Annotated in this window: 19 protein-coding genes; 7 read left to right on the top strand and 12 right to left on the bottom strand. The window is 41.8% G+C overall.

Going from position 1 to position 23,016, the window contains the following annotated elements; translation table 11 throughout:
• Nucleotides 1–3: 3 nt before the first annotated feature.
• Together PHC76_RS04065 and PHC76_RS04060 are read right to left on the bottom strand one after the other, a co-directional pair.
• Entirely contained in the window at nucleotides 4–597 is a 594-nt protein-coding gene (locus tag PHC76_RS04065; RefSeq protein ID WP_299971157.1) for a LemA family protein, read from the bottom strand.
• A gap of 56 nt (nucleotides 598–653) precedes the next feature.
• Nucleotides 654–1,301, bottom strand: coding sequence for a TetR/AcrR family transcriptional regulator (locus PHC76_RS04060; RefSeq protein ID WP_299971160.1), 648 nt, complete (start codon nucleotides 1,299–1,301; stop codon nucleotides 654–656).
• 132 nt (nucleotides 1,302–1,433) lie between these two features.
• On the opposite strand from PHC76_RS04060, the gene PHC76_RS04055 reads away from it, so the two are divergent.
• The gene (locus tag PHC76_RS04055) at nucleotides 1,434–2,006 is read left to right on the top strand and encodes a hypothetical protein (RefSeq protein WP_299971163.1); all 573 of its coding nucleotides are present in this window, start codon (nucleotides 1,434–1,436) and stop codon (nucleotides 2,004–2,006) included.
• The gene (locus tag PHC76_RS04050) at nucleotides 2,003–2,206 is read left to right on the top strand and encodes a hypothetical protein (protein ID WP_299971166.1); all 204 of its coding nucleotides are present in this window, start codon (nucleotides 2,003–2,005) and stop codon (nucleotides 2,204–2,206) included. The genes PHC76_RS04055 and PHC76_RS04050 overlap by 4 nt, the downstream gene beginning before the upstream one ends.
• Before the next feature lie 6 nt (nucleotides 2,207–2,212).
• On the opposite strand, the gene arfB is transcribed toward PHC76_RS04050, so the two are convergent.
• Nucleotides 2,213–2,626 carry an alternative ribosome rescue aminoacyl-tRNA hydrolase ArfB gene (arfB, locus tag PHC76_RS04045; RefSeq protein WP_366943495.1) on the bottom strand — a complete coding sequence of 138 codons (414 nt, stop codon included), beginning with the start codon at nucleotides 2,624–2,626 and terminating at the stop codon, nucleotides 2,213–2,215.
• A gap of 20 nt (nucleotides 2,627–2,646) precedes the next feature.
• Nucleotides 2,647–4,026 carry a DEAD/DEAH box helicase gene (locus tag PHC76_RS04040; protein WP_299971173.1) on the bottom strand — a complete coding sequence of 460 codons (1,380 nt, stop codon included), beginning with the start codon at nucleotides 4,024–4,026 and terminating at the stop codon, nucleotides 2,647–2,649.
• Nucleotides 4,027–4,146: 120 nt separating this feature from the next.
• Between PHC76_RS04040 and PHC76_RS04035 the strand changes: the two genes are divergently transcribed.
• Nucleotides 4,147–5,400 carry a putative glycoside hydrolase gene (locus PHC76_RS04035; RefSeq protein ID WP_299971176.1) on the top strand — a complete coding sequence of 418 codons (1,254 nt, stop codon included), beginning with the start codon at nucleotides 4,147–4,149 and terminating at the stop codon, nucleotides 5,398–5,400.
• 303 nt (nucleotides 5,401–5,703) lie between these two features.
• Nucleotides 5,704–7,647 (top strand): bifunctional diguanylate cyclase/phosphodiesterase, encoded by a 1,944-nt coding sequence (locus PHC76_RS04030; protein WP_299971179.1) that lies wholly within the window; start codon nucleotides 5,704–5,706, stop codon nucleotides 7,645–7,647.
• Here PHC76_RS04030 and recR read toward each other — a convergent pair.
• Both recR and PHC76_RS04020 read right to left on the bottom strand, forming a co-directional pair.
• The gene (recR, locus tag PHC76_RS04025) at nucleotides 7,644–8,213 is read right to left on the bottom strand and encodes a recombination mediator RecR (protein ID WP_299971181.1); all 570 of its coding nucleotides are present in this window, start codon (nucleotides 8,211–8,213) and stop codon (nucleotides 7,644–7,646) included. The two genes, PHC76_RS04030 and recR, sit on opposite strands and share 4 nt — an antisense overlap.
• A 91-nt stretch (nucleotides 8,214–8,304) precedes the next feature.
• The gene (locus PHC76_RS04020; protein ID WP_299971184.1) at nucleotides 8,305–9,306 is read right to left on the bottom strand and encodes a virulence RhuM family protein; all 1,002 of its coding nucleotides are present in this window, start codon (nucleotides 9,304–9,306) and stop codon (nucleotides 8,305–8,307) included.
• A 409-nt stretch (nucleotides 9,307–9,715) separates the two neighbouring features.
• Between PHC76_RS04020 and dnaJ the strand changes: the two genes are divergently transcribed.
• The gene (gene dnaJ, locus PHC76_RS04015) at nucleotides 9,716–10,837 is read left to right on the top strand and encodes a molecular chaperone DnaJ (RefSeq protein ID WP_299971187.1); all 1,122 of its coding nucleotides are present in this window, start codon (nucleotides 9,716–9,718) and stop codon (nucleotides 10,835–10,837) included.
• Nucleotides 10,838–10,961: 124 nt separating this feature from the next.
• On the top strand, nucleotides 10,962–12,605 hold the full coding sequence (locus PHC76_RS04010) for an HD domain-containing phosphohydrolase (protein ID WP_300209807.1): 1,644 nt from the start codon (nucleotides 10,962–10,964) through the stop codon (nucleotides 12,603–12,605).
• 122 nt (nucleotides 12,606–12,727) lie between these two features.
• On the opposite strand, the gene ccsA is transcribed toward PHC76_RS04010, so the two are convergent.
• The 5 genes from ccsA to PHC76_RS03985 all read right to left on the bottom strand — a co-directional run bounded on the left by ccsA (nucleotide 12,728) and on the right by PHC76_RS03985 (nucleotide 20,485).
• A complete protein-coding gene (gene ccsA / locus PHC76_RS04005) occupies nucleotides 12,728–15,856 on the bottom strand; it encodes a cytochrome c biogenesis protein CcsA (protein ID WP_299971193.1) in 3,129 nt (1,042 codons plus the stop codon).
• Between the two features lie 76 nt (nucleotides 15,857–15,932).
• Nucleotides 15,933–17,288: an NADP-specific glutamate dehydrogenase gene (gene gdhA, locus PHC76_RS04000; RefSeq protein WP_299971196.1), complete on the bottom strand. Its 1,356-nt coding sequence runs from the start codon at nucleotides 17,286–17,288 to the stop codon at nucleotides 15,933–15,935.
• Nucleotides 17,289–17,303: 15 nt separating this feature from the next.
• Nucleotides 17,304–18,644, bottom strand: a complete 1,341-nt coding sequence (locus PHC76_RS03995) for a DEAD/DEAH box helicase (protein WP_299971199.1) — start codon at nucleotides 18,642–18,644, stop codon at nucleotides 17,304–17,306.
• Between the two features lie 137 nt (nucleotides 18,645–18,781).
• The gene (locus PHC76_RS03990) at nucleotides 18,782–19,345 is read right to left on the bottom strand and encodes a DJ-1 family glyoxalase III (protein WP_299971202.1); all 564 of its coding nucleotides are present in this window, start codon (nucleotides 19,343–19,345) and stop codon (nucleotides 18,782–18,784) included.
• 57 nt (nucleotides 19,346–19,402) lie between these two features.
• Nucleotides 19,403–20,485 (bottom strand): GGDEF domain-containing protein, encoded by a 1,083-nt coding sequence (locus PHC76_RS03985; protein WP_299971205.1) that lies wholly within the window; start codon nucleotides 20,483–20,485, stop codon nucleotides 19,403–19,405.
• Between the two features lie 183 nt (nucleotides 20,486–20,668).
• Between PHC76_RS03985 and PHC76_RS03980 the strand changes: the two genes are divergently transcribed.
• Entirely contained in the window at nucleotides 20,669–21,928 is a 1,260-nt protein-coding gene (locus tag PHC76_RS03980; protein ID WP_299971208.1) for an MgtC/SapB family protein, read from the top strand.
• Nucleotides 21,929–22,281: 353 nt separating this feature from the next.
• On the opposite strand, the gene efp is transcribed toward PHC76_RS03980, so the two are convergent.
• Nucleotides 22,282–22,848, bottom strand: coding sequence for an elongation factor P (gene efp, locus PHC76_RS03975; protein ID WP_299971211.1), 567 nt, complete (start codon nucleotides 22,846–22,848; stop codon nucleotides 22,282–22,284).
• Between the last annotated feature and the right edge of the window lie 168 nt (nucleotides 22,849–23,016).

Here is a 23,016-nt window from a genome sequence, read left to right as displayed (position 1 = left end):
CGATTAAAACGCTACGGTTGGTGCTTTTTGACTCTGAGGCTCTGCGCTAAAGGTCTCTTTTACCGTTGCATCGGGATAGAGGATTGCGGCTACCCAACGCCCCGGAACCGTACGAAGTTCAAGATTGTAGACTTGTACTCTCTGGATGTAATCACGACGGGCAACGGTGATACGATTTTCCGTCCCCTCCAACTGCACCTGCAACGCCATAAAATTTTTATCGGCTTTTAGCTCTGGATAACGCTCACTTACCACCATCAGCCGTGAGAGTGCACTGCTAAGTTCCCCCTGAGCCTTATCAAACGCAGCAAATGCTTTAGGGTCATTCAAAACGGCCGGAGTGATGTTCATTTGTCCCACTTTGGCACGCGCTTCAGTAACACCGACGAGAACCTCTTTTTCATGTGAGGCGTACCCTTTGACCGTAGCGACAATATTCGGAATCAAATCGGCACGACGTTGATACTGGTTTTGTACCTGCGCCCATGAGGCTTTTGCCGACTCATCCAATGTTGGGACACTGTTCATATGCCCCGCGAACATCATCACGATTGCTCCAATGATAACTGCCGCTAAAATTCCGCCTATTGCTTTCATACACACCCTTTTATTATTGATAATGATAAATTGTAACTTTTTTTTGTTTAAAAAAGCTAAATGGAGTTGATGACTTCCAATCCACCAATCATCCCCCGCCCTTTCTCCGATAAAAACGGGGCAATATGGATTTTAAACATTGTCTCTTTTGTCTCCCGTATCGACTCACGGCTCACTTCACCATCCATCGAGGCAAACACTTGCCAGTATGCCGTAACGAACCAATAGAGCTTAGCACGCAGAGGAATATCCTCTTTAGCGATGTTTTCTAAAATCTCTTCGCTGATAAGAAATCGAATTAGCCCTGTTATCTGAATAATCCGTTTCTCTTGATTAGCAACGAACACCTTTTTTAACTCACTATCGAGAGCCATCAACACAGGAGCATCCCGCATAAAAAATCGGTATTCCCAAAACAGATCGCCAAAATGCTCTTGCGATTCATCCAATACCCTCAAAGGGTTATCGGAACTAACCATTTTTTCAAAACTTTTTGATAATTCCATTTGCTGTGATATATCCGAATAAATTTCTCGGATAATCTCCTCTTTATTACGGTAATGGTAGTAGAGATTTCCAGCAGACATTCCCGCTGCTTTAGCGATATGGTTGGTCGTGATAGAGAGTGAGTCATAGGCATTAAACAGCTCTATTGCCGCCCTTTTAATCCGCTCTTTTGTCGTTATCTTTTTTGGTTTTGTCATGGGAAAATTCTACCATATTTAGAGTACATATACGAATAATATTTTATAAATTAGAGTATTTACACTAATTTTAAGATTTAATTTAGAAGATTGATACTACCATGCACCTATCTGATTGGGTAAGGAGCTAATATGGTACAGGGAAAACCGGGGGACGGATTACCGCGAGGAGAATTTTTACTCATACGGCTGTTGTTGATTCCACTTGTAAGGACATTTTTTACATGGCAAATCGCTTTTTGGCTTTTCAAGCGCGAAGCACGTATCATCATTTCTCTTTTGGAGAAGTTGCGTGAAGAGGAGCGTCTACAACAAGTCGTTATCGACAAAACCTTCGCCATCGAAGATCATTCCCGCCAGTTTTCCCTTAACATGGTGATCGAGCACCTCTGCATCACGGGACGCAAAGTGATGGAGGTTATCACCGCCCTCTCACAGGAGAGAGAATACAGTGAAATAGTTACGATAGCAGGGGTAAAACCGTTCGCCAACCGTTCCGGTACACTCGATGATTTCAAAGCCTTTATCGATGAATACAAAACCTTTTTCAACGATTTACCAAAACATCACTCCAAAATGACCAAATCCCATCCGTGGTTCTACTCATTCAACAACTTCGACTGGAACTCGTTTATGTACATGCACACCTTCATCCACCGCCGTCAAATCCAAGCAATCATAGCAGCGTTAAAGGAGCAACGATGAGCAATACACTCGGAACGATATACCGTGTCGTAGCGTTGTTAATACTTTTACTCATCGGATGGTTTTTAGCGGTAATGGCACTCTATTGTTTAGTTATTATGATAATCGGAGCCACATTTGATTGGAGTCATGTCGGAATACTATTTGGTGTGGTTGTGATGGGGAGAATGCTCTATCCGCGTAATGTTTTTAAGTGGTGAGGCTACTTACCCCTCCCCCTTATCAACTTTCCCACGCATCTTCTTAATATTCCCATGCTTCGTCTTACTGTCCATCCGACGTTTCTGTGAGTTACGAGTCGGTTTGGTCGGTTTACGCTTTTTTTGAACAATAGTGACGCTTTTGATAAGCTCCTTGAGCCGCTCCAATGCCGCTTCTTTATTCTCTTCTTGAGAGCGTGACTCTTGGGATTTGATGTTGATGATACCCTCTTTGGTGATACGGTGATCGGTGATCTCTAGGAGCCGTTCTTTGTAAAAATCAGGGAGTGATGAGGAGTTGATGTCGAAACGGAGGTGGATCGCGGTGGAGACTTTATTGACATTTTGCCCGCCAGCTCCTTGGGAGCGGATAGCGGTTATCTCGATTTCAGAGTCTTGGATACTAACGGTGTGGGAGATTTGTATCATAGTTGAGAGGGTTATCTCCCCCGTCCACCCGATTTTTTAGGAGAAGGTTTTTTAGCATTGCCGAAGGCACTGCTTCTGGCTGAAGAGTCGCTTTTAGCTGGAAGTTCGTCACGCGCAATGCGAGGACCACGTTTAGTGGCAAATTTTGACTGAACGGGAGCTTTTTTACGTTTGTTTCCGAACGCACCTTCTGTTTTACCCTTTTTCTCTGCATCTTTAGAGAGGCTTTTTCCTCGTGTTTTAACGAGTGCGTTATCAGCTGGCGGTTCGAATCCGGGAACTAAAATAGTCTCAACGTTTTTACCGAGCATCGCGATAATTTTTGACCACGAGATATGCTCTTGTGAGGAGAGAAGGGTGATGGCGAGTCCGTCATTCCCTGCACGACCCGTCCGTCCGATACGGTGGAGATAATCGGTACTGATATGGGGGATATCGTAATTGATAACGACGTCTAGCCCCTCGATATCTAGTCCTCGTGCGGCGATATCGGTAGCGACGAGGATACGGGCGGACCCTTCTCTAAACTCACTGAGGGCACGATCACGCGCTCCGTGTTTTTTATCGCCGTGGATGACGACGTTTTTAAGTCCACTTGCCGCTAAATCGGCACTTACCTCATCGGCTTCAACTTTGGTACGGGTAAAGACGAGGACTTGAGGATAGTTGTTGGAACCGATGAGAAACGACAACAGCTCTTTTTTACGCTCTTTTTCGACTGGATGAACCACTTGACGCAGTGTCATATCGGCAGCTTTGAGGTTGTCGATTTCGATTAACAACGGTTTTTTAAGAATCTTTTCACTCAACTGTTTCACCGCAGGGGTCATCGTCGCTGAAAAAAGCATGTTTTGACGGTTAAGGGGGAGAAGATCGATAATCTGTCCCACTTCGCGGATAAAGCCCATATCGAAAATGGTATCGGCTTCATCAAACACCAAAAACTCGATACGAGACAACGGAATATGCCCTTGTTTGTTCAGCTCAATAAGACGACCCGGAGTAGCAACGATAATATCAACCCCCTCCCCTAGCTCTTTGGCTTGACGTGCCATATTGGCTCCGCCATAGAGGGCAATTGTTGTAATCTCCAACCCTTGCGCATAGGTTTCAATCGCGGAGGCGACTTGGGAGGCGAGTTCTCTCGTAGGGACGATTACCAATGCTCTGGCACTGCTTTGTTTTGTATCACTAGCACTGATGAGTTTATGGAGTATCGGGAGGGCGAACGCTGCCGTTTTTCCTGTCCCCGTTTGTGCCGCTCCGAGAATATCGCGTCCTCGTAATACAATCGGAATCACCTCTTTTTGGATCGGTGTCGGTTCGGTATATCCGATCTCATTTAGGGTGTCGAGAAGGTGCGGGCTAAGCCCTAAAGTCGTAAATGACATATTTATAATTACCTTTTTGGTATTGATAGATTAATAATAGCATTTAATCGCTTCAGACCTCCCATTTTTGGCATTTTTTTTGCTACTATTGCGCAACTGAAACTCCACAAGGAAAACCTATTGAAAGCACTCGCAATATTGGCTCTCACTCTAAGCTTAAGCTGGGGTGCAATGACTACCGGCACCGTCTATGACAAAGCCACTTCTAAACCTATCCAAGATGCCATAATTATCTCTGGAAACAAAGAGTACCGCACCGATAGCAACGGAAGCTTTAGCGTCCCACCTGCATCACTTATCGGTGTGCGCGCTGTCGGGTATGAACGAAAATTTTATACCAGTGGCGGAAAAATGTATTTGAACCGTTTTATCCCAAAAGCGCTCTACCTATCCAGCTTCGGTGCAACCAGTGGAAAAATTATGGGAAATGCTAAAAATCTTATCCGCTCTACCGAAATCAATGCCCTCGTTATCGACGTTAAAATGGATCGCGGTCAAATCGCTTTTAAAACAGCCAACCCTATCGCTAACAAAATCGGTGCGCAACAAATCATCTTATTCAAAGATATGAAAAGCTTTATTGCAGACTTGCATAAAGAGGGGATTTACGTAATCGCGCGTATCGTCTCTTTTAAAGACACCCCATTTGTTACGGCATATCCTCAATACGGTGTTAAAAAAGATGATGGAACACTCTTTAAAGACAAAGAGGGACTTTATTGGATTGATGCTTCCCGTACCGATGCACACAAATACATAATCGATATCGCCGCTGATGCCGCAACCGCAGGATTTGATGAAGTGCAATTTGACTACGTCCGTTTCCCTGATCGCAAAGGAATCAAATTTTCGGTTGAAAACACCCAAGCAAACCGTGTAAAAGCAATCGCAGGATTCCTCGAAGCAGCGCGTACCCGCTTAACACCGTATAACGTCTTTGTCTCTGCCGATATTTTCGGTTACGTCAGCTGGCATGATGCCGACATCGACATCGGTCAACGCGTTGATGCCCTCGCTCCGTTCGTCGATTATCTCTCACCGATGCTTTATCCATCAGGATTTAACGCAGGAATCCCAGGTTATCCGAATCCTGTAAAAGCAAACTATGAGATTGTCAAAAATTCGCTCGATAAAGCATTAACAAAATCGGCAAACTCGCCATTGTGTTATCGACCTTGGCTCCAAGCGTTTAAAGACTACGCTTTTGATCGCCGTATCTACGGAGATAAAGAGATTCGTGACCAAATCCGCGCAAGTGAAGATTTCGGAAGCTGTGGATGGATTTTATGGAATCCTCGTAACGTTTATACTGGTGCGGGACTCATAAAACTGCAACGAACAGCTGAGAAAATTATCGAAAAACCTGCATCCTAAATACTTACTCTATCTTCTAACGCTCGTATGAGCGATAGAACATCCACATTTTCCAAACTCACCCCCATCAGAACCCCCTGAGTGTATTTTATTTGCTACGACACAACACAGTTTGGAAATCTTTACCACTATCGTCAACCACTATTATGAACTTTATTTTGTCATACATGGAGTTGAAGAGCAACGCTTTATGCTACCGTGGAAAAAATAATTTTTAATCCGCTTGACATCATTACTCCAACATATTATAATCATTAAGATTTATTAAAATTAATTTTATTTCATAGATGTGAGGAGATATTCTTGTTCCAATTTTTACATAAAAACAGAATCATCGTCTCCATTGTTTTTTCTTTTTTTGTCATTTTCGGATACGGGTTTTTTAGTTACGAAAATCAAAAATACAACATTATAAAATCGATTGATGAAAAGCTTATCTCTACTGCTATAGCAGCACAGGTAATTATTGGGGATGATTTCATCGATCGTGCTCAAGCACTAACCTCAATTTCTGCAACAGAAGATATGAACAATATCATTGCTCTCTCCAAATTTGCAAAAGCGTCTGGTGTTAAATACATCTATCTGATGATACTCGATCAGAAAAAAAATTTACGTTTTATCTCCAGTAGTGGCACAGATGATGAGATTGAAACAGGAAAGAAACTCACACGATATTATGATATCTATGAACCTAACCAACACATTTTTAGAGCATTGACCACCAAACATGTTGTTTATGAAGACTTCACTGAAGATGCATGGGGAGAATTTAGAAGTATTTATATTCCCTACACAACATACAAAGGAAAAGTGTATGTTATCGGAGTAGATGTTGATTTGTCCCTTATACGTTCACTATCTTTTAATGCTGCTCTCAAAGAAGTGACCGGTGCACTTCTTATTTTACTATCGCTTTCTCCGATTCTCTATCTTCTAAAAATGTTTAAAAAAGACAACTCCATCCTTCAAACAAAAATTGATGAAGCTACAAAAGAGCTACAAGAGATTAACTCCCTTCTCCAAGAAAAAGTGTGTGACAAAACCAATGAGTTGTTAGAACAATTTTATCATGACTCTCTAACCAATCTTCCAAACCGCAATCAGCTCAAAGAAGATTTACAAACACAACTGATCAACGCTATTGCCATCGTCAATATTGATGATTTCAAAGAGATAAATGATTTTTTTGGTATTAAAGCAGGAGATGAAATATTAATTCAATTTGCCAATTTTATAAATGAATATCATCTAACGTATCGCCTAAGCGGTGATGAATTTGCACTTATTTACGACAAATCATTTAGTTTAGAAGATATCGTCAAACATCTGGAATTACTGATTTTAAAAATAGAAGACGAATCGTTTAGCATTAATGAACAAACCATCAGTATTCGCCCCTCTATCGGTTTAGCTTATGGAAATCATGCAAATTTAATCTCTGCAGATATTGCCCTGCATCAGTCAAAAGAGAAAAAAATACCACTATCTCTTTTCGAAGAAAATGAGCAAATAAAAACAAATTTTGAAAATAATATCATAATGGCTAATACGATTAAATATGCTGTTGCAACCGGAAATGTTATTTGTCACTATCAGCCTATCGCCTCATTTGAGACCAATGAGATTACGAAATACGAAAGCTTAGTTCGATTAAAAACCAAAGATCATAAGATTGTTTATCCCAACACATTTCTTAAACTTTCTCAAAAAACCAAACATTACCCCGAAATCACCCGAAGTGTTGTCAAACAATCCTGTGAAGCGTTTGCCAACCGCTCCGAGAGTTTCTCTATCAATCTTTCCATTAGTGACATAACCAATCCATCTACCGTTAACTTCATTTTACACTCCATTCAAGAGACAAAGACGGCAAAAAGGGTAGTTTTTGAAATATTAGAATCAGAAGGAATTGAGAATTTTGATATCGTATCCCATTTTATTGAACAAGTGAAATCCATGGGAGCCAAAATAGCTATTGATGATTTTGGTACAGGATATTCGAGTTTCGAAAATATTTTAAAACTCAACATTGATTACATCAAAATTGACGGTTCGTTGATCAAAAATATCGATACCGAAGAGAAACATGCTATTGTCGTAGAAACGATTATCGATTTTGCGAAAAAAATTCATGTTAAAACAGTAGCTGAATACGTCTGTAATGAAGCGGTATACACAAAATGCAAACAACTCGGTATCGATTATGCCCAAGGCTTTCACATCGGAAAACCCGATAATCTTTAGATACTCACCCGATCTTCTAACGCTTTTATAAGCGAGAGGATATCGACATTTTCCAAACTCACCCCCGTCGGAACCCCCTGAGCGATACGGCTAAAGCGAACATCACAATCGAGTAATTTATCCTCGATGTAAAGCATCACCCCTTGGTTCGAAATAGAGGGGGTGAGAGCAAAAATCACCTCTTTGATACCGCTTTGGACGATAGAGCGCAGATGGGCAATATCGAGCTCCTCGATAGACCCAAGCACAAAATAACGACCGTCGAAAAGTCCGTTCTCCTCGAACATCAAAATCTCTTTGGCATTCTCGACAATACAGAGTATTTCATGATTACGATGCTCATCACTGCATATTTCGCAAATCTCATCCTCACTAATCCCACCGCATGAACGGCATTTTTTGAGACTGGTAATCGCATTTTCGATAGCATGAGCGAGTTTTAATGCACCAAACGTATCGTGCATTACCAAATGGTACGCGAGACGGGTCGCCGATTTCTGACCGATGGAGGGGAGTTGTTGCAATGCATCCACAAGGGTGTTAAATTTCTCTAAGGAACGTTTCATAGTCGTATTGTAGCAAAGGATGTTCCAAACCATCTATACGATACAATTTATATGAGAAAGTTTCCTTCGGGGATTGTTTCGGATTGGATACTCATCGCGATTTTACTTTCTCTTCAATCTGTTTCAATTCGGCAAGGTCTTGTTCATCAGCTTCAATAGCCTCAATAGCTTTGCGTTTTGCATTGAAGGTCTCATAGACTTTTTCAACCATTTTTTTCATCTGTTCATGTCCGATACTTCCATACCCTTGGAGCACTTCTTTGTCATTAAATTCGATAATACGGTCGATATTTTCCCGCCAAAAATCCATTGTCACATCTTGACGGTTTTTTGCTCGGAGTTCTGCGGTTTCGAGAAAGACCACTACAAAACGGTTCAAACTATCGATTTCATCCTCTGTGAGATAATTTTTTGCGGTATAAATGTCTTGCTTACGGACTATGGAACCTTTGAAACTGGTAAGTGCCATATTCGCTTCTGATGCATTCGCACGATTGACAATAATTTCGGCAGCAGTTTGCCCCGTAATGGCAAATAAGAGTTTATTTTGAGCATCAGCGTAAAACAGTTGAGTTGCTTTGTCGCTGGCATCATAATCACGGCTAATCATAAAAAGGTCTCTAACTTTTTGATAGAACCGTTTTTCGGAAGCTCGTATATCTCGGATACGTGCCAAAAGTTCATCGAAATAGTCTGGTTTTCCGTCAGGATTTTTGAGCCGTTCATCATCCATCACGAAGCCCTTAATCATATACTCGCTTAGATTTTTACCTGCCCATTGTCGAAACTGTGTTCCCCGTTTACTTCGCACCCGAAATCCGATAGCCAAAATCATTTCAAGGGAATAATGAGAAACGGAGTAATTTTTGCCATCAGCGGCAGTTGTCAAGTAATCCTTGACAACTGAATTCGCGTCGAGTTCTCCCTCTTCAAATATATTAATGATATGCAGACTAATATTTTGTTTAGAGGTTACAAAAAGTTCGGCAAGTTGATTTTGATTTAGCCATGCCGTTCCATCTTTAGTAAGGAGCGAAACAGAAGCTTTGCCGTCAGCGGTATTGTAGATGATAATATTACTTTCTTCTTCCATATCGCTTCTCTTTAATTAATTATTCGGTATTTCATTTTATTTCTTTATTAACACGTAAATGTTTAGTGTTGTATATTCTACGCCAATGAGACTAAAAATTTCATTTTATGAGTACTCTAATAATCTCAAAACTCATACAATAAAATTGCATTGATACATCAAATAATTTTTTGATCTTGTAATAAATAGCCTATTGATAAAATTAATTTCCTACCCTATACTCCCATAAATTCTAGTACTACACTACCATAATTTACGATTTTAAATCTCTTTACATAAAATTATCTTCTTGATTATCGAAATTTCTCTGCTTCTTTTATCAAAACTTGATGCTCTTTGACTCAATTAAGCTAACACTCTTTTTCTCATGGTATAATTCCAAAAAAAATAGTCTTTTCGGAGTAAATTCGTGGAAAATTTGAGTTATTATGAAATTTTAGAAGTCACTAAAAATGCTAATGGTGATGAGATTAAAAAAGCGTACCGCCGTATGGCGAAACTCTACCACCCCGACCGTAATCCAGGTGATGAGAGTGCAGAGCATAAGTTTAAACTCTGTAACGAAGCCTACCAAGTTCTCAGCGATGATCAACAACGCTCGATTTATGATCGCTACGGGAAAGAGGGTCTCCAAGGGGGCGGTGGTCGTCGAAGTAGTGGTGGATTTGATGATCTAGGCTCTATTTTCGAAGAGATGTTTAATGGATTTGGGGGTGGTGGACGAGGTCGTCAATCACGCGCACCAAGCGACAAATTCCCGCTCGATATGGGTGTGGAGATGCGTATCAGCTTTAAAGAGGCAGTTTTCGGATGCGAAAAAGAGGTCTCATTTAGCGCTAAAACATCGTGTAAAACGTGTAAAGGTACGGGGGCAAAAGATGGCAAAGTAACCACTTGTAGCCAATGTGGCGGTAAAGGGCAAGTCTACATGCGCCAAGGGTTTATGACCTTCTCCCAAACCTGTCCTGCATGTCATGGTGAAGGGACAATGGCGAGTGAAAAATGTACCGATTGTAAAGGTAAAAGCTACACTGAAGCCAAAGAAAAAGTAACCGTAAAAGTCCCTGCCGGTATCGATAACGGCAACCGTTTACGTGTTTCAGGTCGTGGAAATACAGGTAAAAGCGGTGTACGCGGTGATCTCTACGTGACATTTGAAGTCGAAGAAGATAGCCACTTTATCCGTAACGGCAATGACGTCTATCTCGAAGTTCCGGTATTTTTTACCCAAGCAGTTTTGGGTGAAGATATCACCATCCCCTCGCTCAATGGCGAGGTGACCCTAGAATTAGAGCGAGGGACAAAAGATAAACAACAGTACCGCTTCCGTGGCGAAGGAATCACTGATGTTCACGGCAGAGGAGCCAAAGGGGATTTAATCGCCCAAATCACCCTTACCTACCCAGATCGTCTCACAGGAGAACAAGAGGAGCTTCTCCAAAAACTTCAAGAGAGTTTCGGGATTGAATCCAAACCCCATGAATCTTTATTTGAATCAACCTTTGAAAAAGTCAAAGGGTGGTTTAAATAATATCGCGTTACTATCGTATACTTAATAGTATAAGGTAGTTTTATTGGAAAAGCGACAGCTTGCTAAGGTTTTTATCTTATTATCCATTATATGGACTGTCTTAATAGCAATTTTTATTGCCATAATGGTTTACCAAAAGCATCGTCTTATAGAGTCATTGGCACTTCTAGAAGCTCGTACCGGCATCAATAAAGACCTTGCATTACGTTCATGGATAGCCTCCAAGGGGGGAGTCTATGTTGTTGCCGATCACAACAATTCTCAACCTAATCCCTATCTCACTATCCCCAATCGTGATCTCAATACCACTAACGGTTTACAACTTACCCTCTTTAACCCCGCTTACGCGCTACGACAAATCTCAGAACTCTATACACAAAACTCCGGTATCCAAGGGCATCTAACCAGTCTCAAGCTTCTCAATCCTAATAACCAACCAAAAAAATGGGAAAAAAATGCCCTAGAACTGATCGAAACTACTCGTAAAGAACATTATGAGATTTCAAAAAGAAATCTCTACTACATGCAACCGTTTTTTATCGATCAACAATGTATGAAATGCCACGCCAATCAAGGGTATAAACTCGGTGATATTCGTGGAGGATTGTCGGTTGAAATTCCACTCGATCGATACGAAGAAATTTTTGCCTCTGGAATCCGCCCTAATGTAATCCTCGTAATTTGTATTTGGATAATCGGACTAATCGGCTTATATTGGGGATATCGCAATGCACATGGACGTATCAGTGAAAAAATTGATCTTTATGAGCAAAATCTTTACTCCCTCGTATCGTTGATCGAACAACGTGATAACTATACTGCCGGACATGGAAGACGGGTAGGAGAGTACTCACGACTGATCGCTAAAGAGATGGGGATGAGCGAAGAGCAACAAGAGGAGATTTACCGTGCGGGGGCACTCCACGATATCGGAAAAGTGGCGATACCTGATTCCATATTACTCAAACCCGGTAGGTTAGAGCCGATAGAGAAAAAGTTAATCGAAGAACATGTAAATGCGAGTTATGAGCTTTTGAGTAAAGTGGAGATATTTGCTTCTATTGCTGAAATAATCCGTTATCATCATGAACGTGCAGATGGAACAGGTTATCCTCTGGGATTGATTGGTGATGAAATTCCAATCATGTCACAAATCTTAGCCATAGCCGATTGTTTTGATGCAATGACGACCAATCGCATCTATAAAGCAAGAAAAACATTAGAAGAAGCAGTTCATGAACTCAACTTCAGTTGCAAAACGCAATTTCGTTATGATGTCCTCAAAGCTGCATTAACTGCACTAGCCAGTGTTTCACTTGAAGTTCATCATTCTCAACGCCCTACCACGGCTATGGAGATGGAGCGATTTTCTTATTTTTACAAAGATCAACTCACCGGTGTCTACACCTCTACCTACCTCAATTTTCTTTTTTTAGAGCCAGATTTTTCAAAATACAAACAATTATGGCTCATTAATTTGGGTAATATCAGCCAATTTAACAAAGCATACGGTTGGGATAAAGGGGATGATCTCCTCAAACATTACGCGCAGATGCTACAAGAGCACTATCCACACTTACCGATTATCCGTTTTCAAGGGGATGATTTTATCCTCTTTCGAAAAGACGAACAAAAACCGATTATCGATAATCTCTATGTTGATTGGCTAAAAGAGGTGGGGATTAGTGTGAGTATATCGGTTGTCCCGCTCGATGATGAGACAACCAAAAGTTTAGATAGTTTGCGAGCGCAATTAAATAAAAAGTAGTAACTGTCACTCCCGCGAAGGCGGGAGTCTAGCTGGATTCCCGCCTTCGCGGGAATGACGAAACTCAAATACAACCTAGAAGATATACTTAAGATATAAAGTGCTTAACATCAGTTACTGCATTAATTGGTAGAGCGTTTCGGATATGCCATCGCGATGACAATAGCGACGACAGCGTAACTCCACGGTACAAAATCAGGTACAGGTACAGGATCACCTTTCGCATACGAGTGCATACCTGCGAGATAATAGTTTACTCCGAAATAGGTCATAAGAACTGCCGTAAATGCTAAAAGCGATACGACACTAAAGATGTAATCGCTGTATGCCCCTTTGATCATCCGCAAATGAACTACGACGGCATAGACGAGGATCGTTACCAAAGCCCATGTCTCTTTTGGATCCCATCCCCAGTAACGTCCCCAACTCTCATTTGCCCAAACACCGCCCAAGAAATTCCCGACAGTGAGAAGAACCAAACCGATAAGGAGACTCATCTCATTGATCGCATTAAGCTCTTTGATCGCGAGGTTTAAACGCCCTTCATTAGCACTGTTTTTCATAATAAAGAGGATGAGTGTAATCATCCCAAGCAATGCACCAAGTCCCAAGAAGCCGTAACTCGCCGTAATCATCGAGACGTGGATACTAAGCCAGTACGATTGAAGAACCGGAACGAGATTGGTCACTTGCGGATCCATCCAATTAAGATGAGCAACAAAAAGGATAAGCCCCGTCATAATCCCCGTCGCGGCGAGGGTAATCGCCGATTTACGAGAGAAGATAAAACCAGCCAATACAGTCGCCCATCCGATGTAGATCATCGACTCATAACCATTTGACCACGGTGCGTGTCCTGAGATGTACCAACGCATTGCCAAACCTGCGGTATGCGCAATAAAAAAGAGGATCAAAAGTCCTAATGTCGCATTGCTGTAAAATGCTAATTTAAAATCAGGTTTTAAAATTTTGACAAACGACAATACAAGCAAGATAAACCCTATCAGAAAATAGAGCGGCCATAATTGCTCAAAAATATTAGTTTTATTGTAAAAAATCTCAATATTCAGTTTACTTTCGCTTGGATAGACACTTGCTCCTGCAAAACGCTGATATTTTTCAATCAAACCGAGCGCTTTATCCGCTTCACTCCAATTTCCACTTTTAAGCGCTGCATCTACGGAACCAAAATAGCTCACTGCCATCATACGAACCATTTCTGACTCTTTTGGAGGAAGTGTTTGTAACGCTTCAATCGTTGCATCCCATTTATGATTCACATCATTCGGGCGTGGCCACATACGCATTAATGTACCTGTATAAACCATATAGGCTACATTGACACGTTCATCTACTTGTAACAGTGTTTTATCAAATTTATCCCGTTTTCCCGGAGCTTTTCGAGTCGCTTCATCAACCAACTGAGCAAGCTTATATCCAGTCATCTCATCGGGTGCTTGGAAAAACTGTGAAAAAGCCGCTGTTTTGGTCTCTGGTGAAAGTCCAAGAAGTTTATTAACCTCTTTGTCGCCGGTACGGATCATCGCAATCTCACGCCATGCATCAGGACGAAGCATCATCCCTAAAATTACCTGATTAGGTGTAAGTCCTAATATTTCATTACTACGACTCAGCTTTGCTACAATCTCATTAGAGAGGGTATCCATCGGCTTCATCCGCCCACTGGTATCTTGGATTACCAAATGACCGAATTTCTCTGCATGAGCTGCATCAAAACTTTTTGCCATTTTGATGACAGGGTTCTCATCATCGGCAGCATGTAGATTTACTCCGCTTACCATCAATACGGCAAGTGCTAATGATGCAACTGCTTTTTGAGCATCAAGTTTTTTGAGTTTTTCACTCAAGCCGTTAAAACGACCGTTTTTAACAATCAACACCCCGAACATACCGATGGATAAAAGGATATAACCGATGTAGGTGATAATCGTCCCCGGATCATTGTTAACCGATAACACCGTTCCCATCTCATCTTGGTCATAAGAGGATTGGAAAAAACGGAATCCTTTGTAATCTAAAATATGGTTCATATAGATACGAAACGGCATATTAACTCCTGCACTTTGATCGATAAGAGTCACTTTACTTGCATACGATGCCGGTGACATAGAACCCGGATAACGCTCTAATTGAAAATCATTCAAAGAAATGCTAAACGGTAACTTTCGCTCGATAGAGCCGTAGGATACTTTAATAAGTGTATCGCCCAAACGGACAGCTTTTGCTTCTCCCGCTTCTCCTGTACTACCCATAACGGTAACAGACTCTTTTTGTTCACCATTTGAGAGATTAAGGGTAAGGGCATCTTTTCCGCCCGCCATCTTCATCATAGGCCCTTTTGCCCCTTTGGTAGGGGCAGAGACCAGCTTCATCACCCCTTTAGGGACAAATTCACGCAATACGAATCCACTTTGTGAGGTTTGGAAAAGTGTTCTGGTCGCGAGCTCGGTTGACCCAGCGTGCGCTACACCCGTTTGCTGAGTATCCATACTCAACGTGTTAAAATCGATGGTATGGTTCATCACCACTTTGCCCTCTACAACACTGAGTGAAACCACCGGTTTATCAAATTTTTTGTGTGAACCAAAATCGATAACCACATCATTTGCCTCAAATGAATCCCCCTCTTTGAGAATCACCGGTTCTCCACCGCCACTTGTGGTAATCATCATTTTTAATATCGGAGAACCTTTGGGATCAGCTACTGGTTCAAAACTGGCATCCCCCATATAGTTATCCAGCTTGACATCGATTTTTTCATTCTCAAATGCTAATGTTCGATTAAAATGGTTAGATGAGCGTTTTGAGAGGAAAAGAGGTTCTTTAAATGTTGCCGTTTTTCCCCCTTTTTCAACCTCAAAGCTCACATACGGCTCAGCGCTCATAATAAAATCACTGCTTTCACCCTCGCGAATGTGCATGACCCCCTCATATCCCATGTAGCGAGTTACCGCGGCACCGACTAAAATAACTAAAAAAGCAACGTGAAATAAAAATACAAGCCATTTTCCTTTACGTGCCATATTAAATTTGACGATGTTTAATACAAGATTAATCGCCAAAAGAGCCATCAATATCTCAAACCAACGGGCATTGTAGATATCGGCTTTGGCACTCATCGTACCATAATCGTTTTCTATAAAGGTAGCGTATCCGATCGATACAGCAAAGATTAGCATAAGAGCTGCCATCGTTTTCATGGAGCTCAAAAGTGAGTGTAGTTTGTTCATGGGGTACCTATGTGAAAAATATAATGCAATTGTAGTGCGTTGAAGGTAAAGAAATGTTAACTCATCGTTAACACACCTATACTCCTTCCAAAATCATCGCCTCTGAGAGGCGTTTAAATGCGGCGATATTTGCCCCATCGACAAAGTTTCGCTCAACACCGTACTCTTTTGCCGTAAGTGAAACACGTTTGTAGATTTGACGCATCAGCTCATCGAGTTTACGATCTACTTTTTCAAACTCCCATTTCTCCATCGAAGCATTTTGGCTCATCTCAAACTCACTTACCGCAACCCCTCCGGCATTGGAGGCTTTTCCCGGTGAAAAAAGGACCCCTTCGCGCAAAAACAGCTCTATTGCATCGGGGAGTGTCGGCATATTTGCCCCCTCTACCACCGCAACGCATCCGTTTTCAACCAATTTTTGAGCATCGATAAGGGTTAACTCGTTTTGGGTTGCACACGGGAAAGCGGCAAAACAGGGGATATGCCAAACCGTATGTCCACCATCGGGATACTCTGTTTTGGGAGTATAGAGTGCATGAGGATGGGTATTAATATACTCTACTAACGAGAGGCGTCTCCCCTCATCTTTAAGATGACGCAAAAGTGCTAAATCAATCCCTTTTGGGTCATAAATCGTTCCATCACTGTCACTGCACGTCACCACAATCGCCCCTAATTGCTGAAGCTTCTCTATCGTATGGATGGCAACATTTCCCGCACCGCTTACGGTACAGACTTTCTCTTCTAATGACTCTTGAAGCTCCTCTTTTAGCATCTCACGGGCGAAATAGACAACACCGTATCCCGTCGCTTGAGGACGCATGAGCGAACCGCCAAATGCATAAGGTTTGCCGCTAAGAACACCGTCATAGTTACGGGTGATATGTTTATACTCACCAAAGAGATAACCGATTTCACGGCTACCTACCCCAATATCCCCCGCAGGGACATCGATACGAGCACCAATATAGGGGTGAAGTTCACGCATAAATGCGTGACAAAATTTCATAATCTCAAAATCGCTCTTCCCTTTGGGATCAAAATCAGATCCCCCCTTAGCTCCACCGATAGGAAGACCTGTGAGTGAATTTTTGAAAATCTGTTCAAACGCTAAAAATTTGAGTACATCTACTGTTACGCTGGGGTGAAAACGCAATCCCCCTTTATAGGGTCCAAGAGAGTTATTAAACTGCACACGATAGCCATTATTGACATGAACATTGTTATGATCATCAAGCCATTGCACTTTAAACTGAATAATTCGATCAGGGGTAACGAGTCGTTCTATAATCGCAAATTGTTCATAACGAGAGTCGCTTCGTATCGTCAGTTCTAGCGAAGTGAGCACTTCACTTACCGCTTGGACAAATACATCATCCAAAACACAATTATCGGTTTGTCCCAATTTTTTTAAAACAGATTCAACCATTACACTCCCTACTATTTATCTATTGCGACCTCGATCTTCTCGTCGCTGATTGTTGTTTTTCCCCTCACGAGAGTGGGATTCATTTCGCTTTGTTGACCCCTCACGTTTTTGTCCTTGAGGCTTTGATGATCCTCCTCCACCACTAGGACGAGGGCTGTTTCCACGGCTATTTCCACCGCCGCCACGTCCTTGAAGAATCGGCATAGCAGGGATAGATGGATCAGGCTCAAACCCTGCAATAATATCACGATCCAGTTTACGGTTGATTAATTTCTCAATCCCTTTGAGATAATCATATTCATCGACACACACGAGAGAAATTGCTTCCCCCTCATTACCCGCACGCCCGGTACGCCCTATTCGGTGGACATAATCTTCAGGGATATTAGGGAGTTCGAGATTAACGACATGAGGGAGCTGATCGATATCGAGTCCACGAGCTGCAATATCGGTCGCCACGAGGATTTTAACCGCCCCTGATTTGAAATCCGACAACGCTTTGGTACGGGCAGCTTGGCTTTTATTTCCATGGATTGCGGCAGCAGAGACACCGATTTTTTGGAGATAATCGGAGAGCTTATTGGCTTGATGTTTGGTACGTGTAAAGACCAATACTTGCTCCCATTTGTTCTCTTTGACCAAATGACCGAACAGAGCACTTTTACGGGCACAATCGACCAAAATGACCCGTTGCGTTACCAGTTCACTCGACGTATTGCGACGCGCTACTTCGACGACGGCAGGATTACGCAAAATCGATTCGCATAATGTTTTAATCTCATCGCTATAGGTTGCAGAAAAGAGGAGGTTTTGTCGTTTTTGTGGCAATATCGAGATTACACGGCGGATATCTTTGATAAATCCCATATCGAGCATACGATCCGCTTCATCGAGAATCAGCATCTCAACATGACGCAAATCAACCGTCCCCTGAGACATATGATCGAGTAAACGTCCCGGAGTAGCGATAACGATATCCACCCCTTGACGCAATGCGGCAACTTGCGGTTGCATACCGACACCACCGAAGATAATCGAACTTTTAAATTTCAGGTGTTTCCCGTACGTTTTTACACTCTCACCCACTTGCGCCGCAAGTTCACGGGTTGGGGTCAAAATCAACACGCGCACATTGCGGGGTGCTTTTGGGTTATGGACTTTACGGGAGAGTATCTCCAACATCGGCAGGGTAAATCCAGCCGTTTTTCCGGTACCCGTTTGAGCACCGGCGAGCATATCACGCCCCTCCAAGATATAAGGGATGGCTTGTGCCTGAACAGGGGTCGGGGTGGTATATCCCTCTTCGTGTACCGCTTTTAAAATCGGAGCTGAGAGGTTTAAATCGCTAAATAACATTGATAAGGTTCCTTTGGTTTAAGCAGACAAACTGTGCGGGAAAAGAGAGTGCATATAGTGAGCGGCTTAACGGATTTTTCCGTTTTAATAGCCGTATTATAGCGAGTTTTAATCACCACAACTACCATAGTGTAGATTTAACGATCACAACACTCCGCCAACAAGTCTGTTTTTAATGCTTCATACGTTGCTCTATCGGTTAATCGCTTAACGAGAGTGAGTGCAAAACAAATTGCACTTCCCGGCCCGCGTGAAGTGATAATATTACCGCTTTCGACAACCGCGTTTTCATCCCCTCTAAATCCCCCAGTAGTGATTTTATTTTCGATACTCGGATAGCAGGTGTACCCCTCTTTGAGAACTCCGGCAGCCTCAAGAGCATAGGGAGCAGCGCATATCGCACCGATATTTTTCCCCATATTATCCATCGCTTTCAGGAGATTTTGAACATTCACATCATGTGCAAGAGTTTTAGTAGCTCCCCATCCGCCGGGGAGAACTATCATATCAATCTCATCTACCCCAATCTCACCTACCAAACCATCACAAAGCATCGTGATACCGTGAGCACCTTGAACCGCTAACGTCTCATCCAAAGCCCCCATAATCACATCGATACCCGCACGACGCAATACATCGATAATACTTACCGCCTCAATCTCTTCAAAACCTGTCGCTATCGGCACTAGAACACGTGGCATAAAAAATCCTTATTTCCTATAATTTTTAGTAATTTTATTGCGCTATTGTACACTCAACTAATAACAAATTCGATTACGTCCCTGCTCTTTTGCACTGTAAAGATGTTTATCTCCAAGACTCACTAGTGTATTAAAGTCATTAATGTGTTCACTGTTTTCGATAATGCCAATACTGGCTGTAACCCGAATTATTTCATCATTATACGTGATTGGTGTTTCTTCAATTTTTTGGCGTATCCTCTCCGCAATCCTTGTCGCTTCGTTCAGATCGGTTTGCGGTAGTATCACCCCAAATTCTTCCCCTCCTAGTCGCCCTACGAGATCTTGTTCTCTGGTCTGATCAAGCAATACTCCCGACACCGTCTCGATAACACGATCACCACACTCATGTCCATAGGTATCATTCACACGTTTAAAATGGTCAATATCAAGCATAATAAACGATACCCCCTTATCATCGTCCCAGTGCCGACTGGAGACTTCATACCATGTTCGACGATTCAAAAGATTAGAAAGCCCATCCAGCGACATAAGAATGTGATTTTCATAAGCGTTTTTGTATGCCTCAACCCCGTTTTTACGGTTAAGAATGACAACAGCAAAAACATAGCCTGCAAGAGGGATCGAAAAAAAGAGATACGTAACTATCTCATCATCACCTTTGCCGATCCATCCCATAACCAATAGGACAAATAAAATCTGAAAACTTTCCATTATAAAATAGAGTTTTTTAGTAACCAAAGGGGCGAGCATCATCGTCGCAGTGAGATAAAACATCCATGAATAACCAACAAAATGGACAGGGTTTCCAAACAACAGATAAGTTAGTGCAACAGAACTAAAGCCCATCGTTCCAAATGTTGTAATCGCTTCGATACGACGATTCTCAAAATACGGATGGGCTACAGCGATAATGACCATAATCGCAAAAAATACCGCCGTAAGCCTCCCTCCAAGAACATATAAAAATTCATTTGTCGCACCATACATTTTATAGTCAAATGGGATATAAACAAGAGCCAAAAAAAGACCAATGTAACTAAAAAGGAGAAAATTTTTAAATATCCGATCACCGAAATATTTTTCAAACGATTCAAAACGGATAAGACGGTTAGATGGTAAGGCAATCGCATTGCTCATAGTGCACTCTCGCTCATAATGGGGTTACTAATAGCGTAATACATAATGCGTTATTGAAACCTTAAAATACTTTGGTTTTATCGATTTCCCTTCGATAAAAGCGGTCGTTCAATCCGCAATCGTATATTCTAAATCAAGTGCTATAATAATACCCGTACACGAGCCAAGCGGTGAGGAGGATTTATGGATCCGTTATTTATTCAAAACAGCGCACTATCTTTAGTACTAGGCTTTCTTATAGGTCTACAGCGGGAAATGCACACGATTTATTCCCATAAAAACCAAGATTTTGGAGGGGCTCGAACCTTCTCAATGATTGCCCTTTTTGGATTTTTATCCTCGTGGCTAACACCCTTTTATCCCTATTTCTTTTTGATTGCGTCACTGCTCTTGGGACTCTTGCTCATCGCCGCTTATATTGTCAACAGTATTTCCGTCTCAGAAAAAGGTTCTACTACCGAATTTGCCGCCCTCGTCACCTTTATCATTGGCGCAATGCTCAACATTGTCCCCCCTATCTTTCCCGTCTTTATCGCTATTGTCGTCTTGTCGATTCTCAATCTAAAAGAGACGATTCAAGTGTACCAACAAACGATTACAAAACAAGATTTAGGTGCGGCAATTTTATTTCTCGTCATGACCTTTGTCATCCTCCCCATCTTACCGGATAAAGCCATTGATCCTATGGGATTATTTAACCTTTATCGAATTTGGTTGATGGTGGTACTCGTAGCAGGAATCTCGTTTTTCGGCTACATTACCATCCGCCTTTTGGGCTCCACTCACGGTATCGGCGTAGCAGGACTCTTCGGCGGACTGGTATCCTCCACTGCCGTTGCGATGAGTATGGCGCGACGGGTTCACGAAAATGGATTTTTAACCAAAAATTTTGCCATCGGTATCTCCCTCGCCTCCTCTTTGATGTTAATCCGTATCGGTATTGAAATATGGGTCATCAACCCCGATCTCATACACCCCCTTATACTCCCGATAATTATGGGATCGGTTTTTGGATACGGATACATCGGCTACCTTTACCTCACCTCCAAACGAGAAAATATCCCCCAAAACATAGAACTAAAAAATCCGTTTGATCTCAAAGAAGCACTTCTTATGGGGTTATTATTTGGCGCGACTCTCGCTCTTATAGCACTAGCCAATCGTTACCTCGGAGGTTCTGGAGTTTATGCTGTTGCCGCAGTTTCCGGAGTAGCGGATGTTGATGCCATTATCTTGTCGCTATCATCACTCGCGAAAAATGGTTTATCCCCCTCTATCGCCCATTACGCTATCCTCATCGCGGTACTTTCTAACAGCATCGCCAAGATGGGATTGGTTTTCTTTTTAGGGAACATCCAACTTTTTCGTTTTGTTTCTATCTATTACCTTGTCTCTATCAGTGCATTTACGGTGACACTGTTGTTGACACTAAGAATAAGTTAGGTGTCATCATTTCTATCTGGGGACAAGCAGGAACTTCGTTCATTGAAGTTTCTTTTATACCATTTTCGTGAGATCACGAAAATGGTTTGATAAGTAATGAGGCAAATATAATTTCATATTCCGTCACTCCCTCGAAGGCGGGAGTCTAGCTGGATTCCCGCCTTCGAGGGAATGACAAAGTGAGATTAAATAAGCATTCCTACTTACTTTTGCAACTTTTTCAACTTGTGACAATTAAATATGATTAATTATACGCAAAAAACCAAAAGCAATGAAAAATATGTCATTTTGAAAGAAAAACAGGAGATGTTGCCCTTCGACTAGCTCAGGGCGAACGGGGGAATGAGTGTGAATTATTTCACTTTTTCCAAGTATTCACCATCAACAGTGTTTACTTTGATCATATCACCTTCGAGGACGTGGTAAGGGACTTGTACCACTGCGCCGGTTTCAAGAGTAGCCGGTTTTTTAGAAGCACTTGAAGTATCACCTTTGAAGTTTGGCGGTGTTTCAACGATTTTAAGTTCCATAATTTCAGGAGCATCTACGCTGATTGCTTCGTTGTTATGAAAAATCATTTGTACGTTAGTACCGTCTTTGATCCATTTCATCGCATCTTCACATTGATCGTAGGTAAGACCTAATTGCTCATAGCTCTCGTTGTCCATAAACTGAAGCATTTCGCCATCGTCATACAAAAATTGCATGGTTTTGTGTGCCATATTCGGTACTTCGAATTTATCACCCGCATGAACAGTTTTTTCGATAACTTTACCGTTTTTAAAACTTTTTACTTTACAACGGACGAACGCCGCACCTTTACCCGGTTTAACGTGTTGAAACTCTACCACTTTAAACGGATTACCGTCAATCTCAAGACGTACACCCTTTTTAATATCACCCATACCGATTGTTGCCATCAGGAAACCTTTTTAATGAAAAACTTTATTTGGGTGAATTTTACCCGAATTCCCTTTGAATTTCAAACTGACACACTTTTATGGTATTGTCTTACTGCCTAGATAACCTTTTTGTATTTTTTAAACTTATAAATTGTATAATCGCCCTTATTTAAAATATAAGTATCA

It is taken from the genome of Sulfuricurvum sp., from assembly GCF_028710345.1.
GTDB lineage: Bacteria > Campylobacterota > Campylobacteria > Campylobacterales > Sulfurimonadaceae > Sulfuricurvum.
This window is presented reverse-complemented; position numbering and strand designations above follow the sequence as displayed.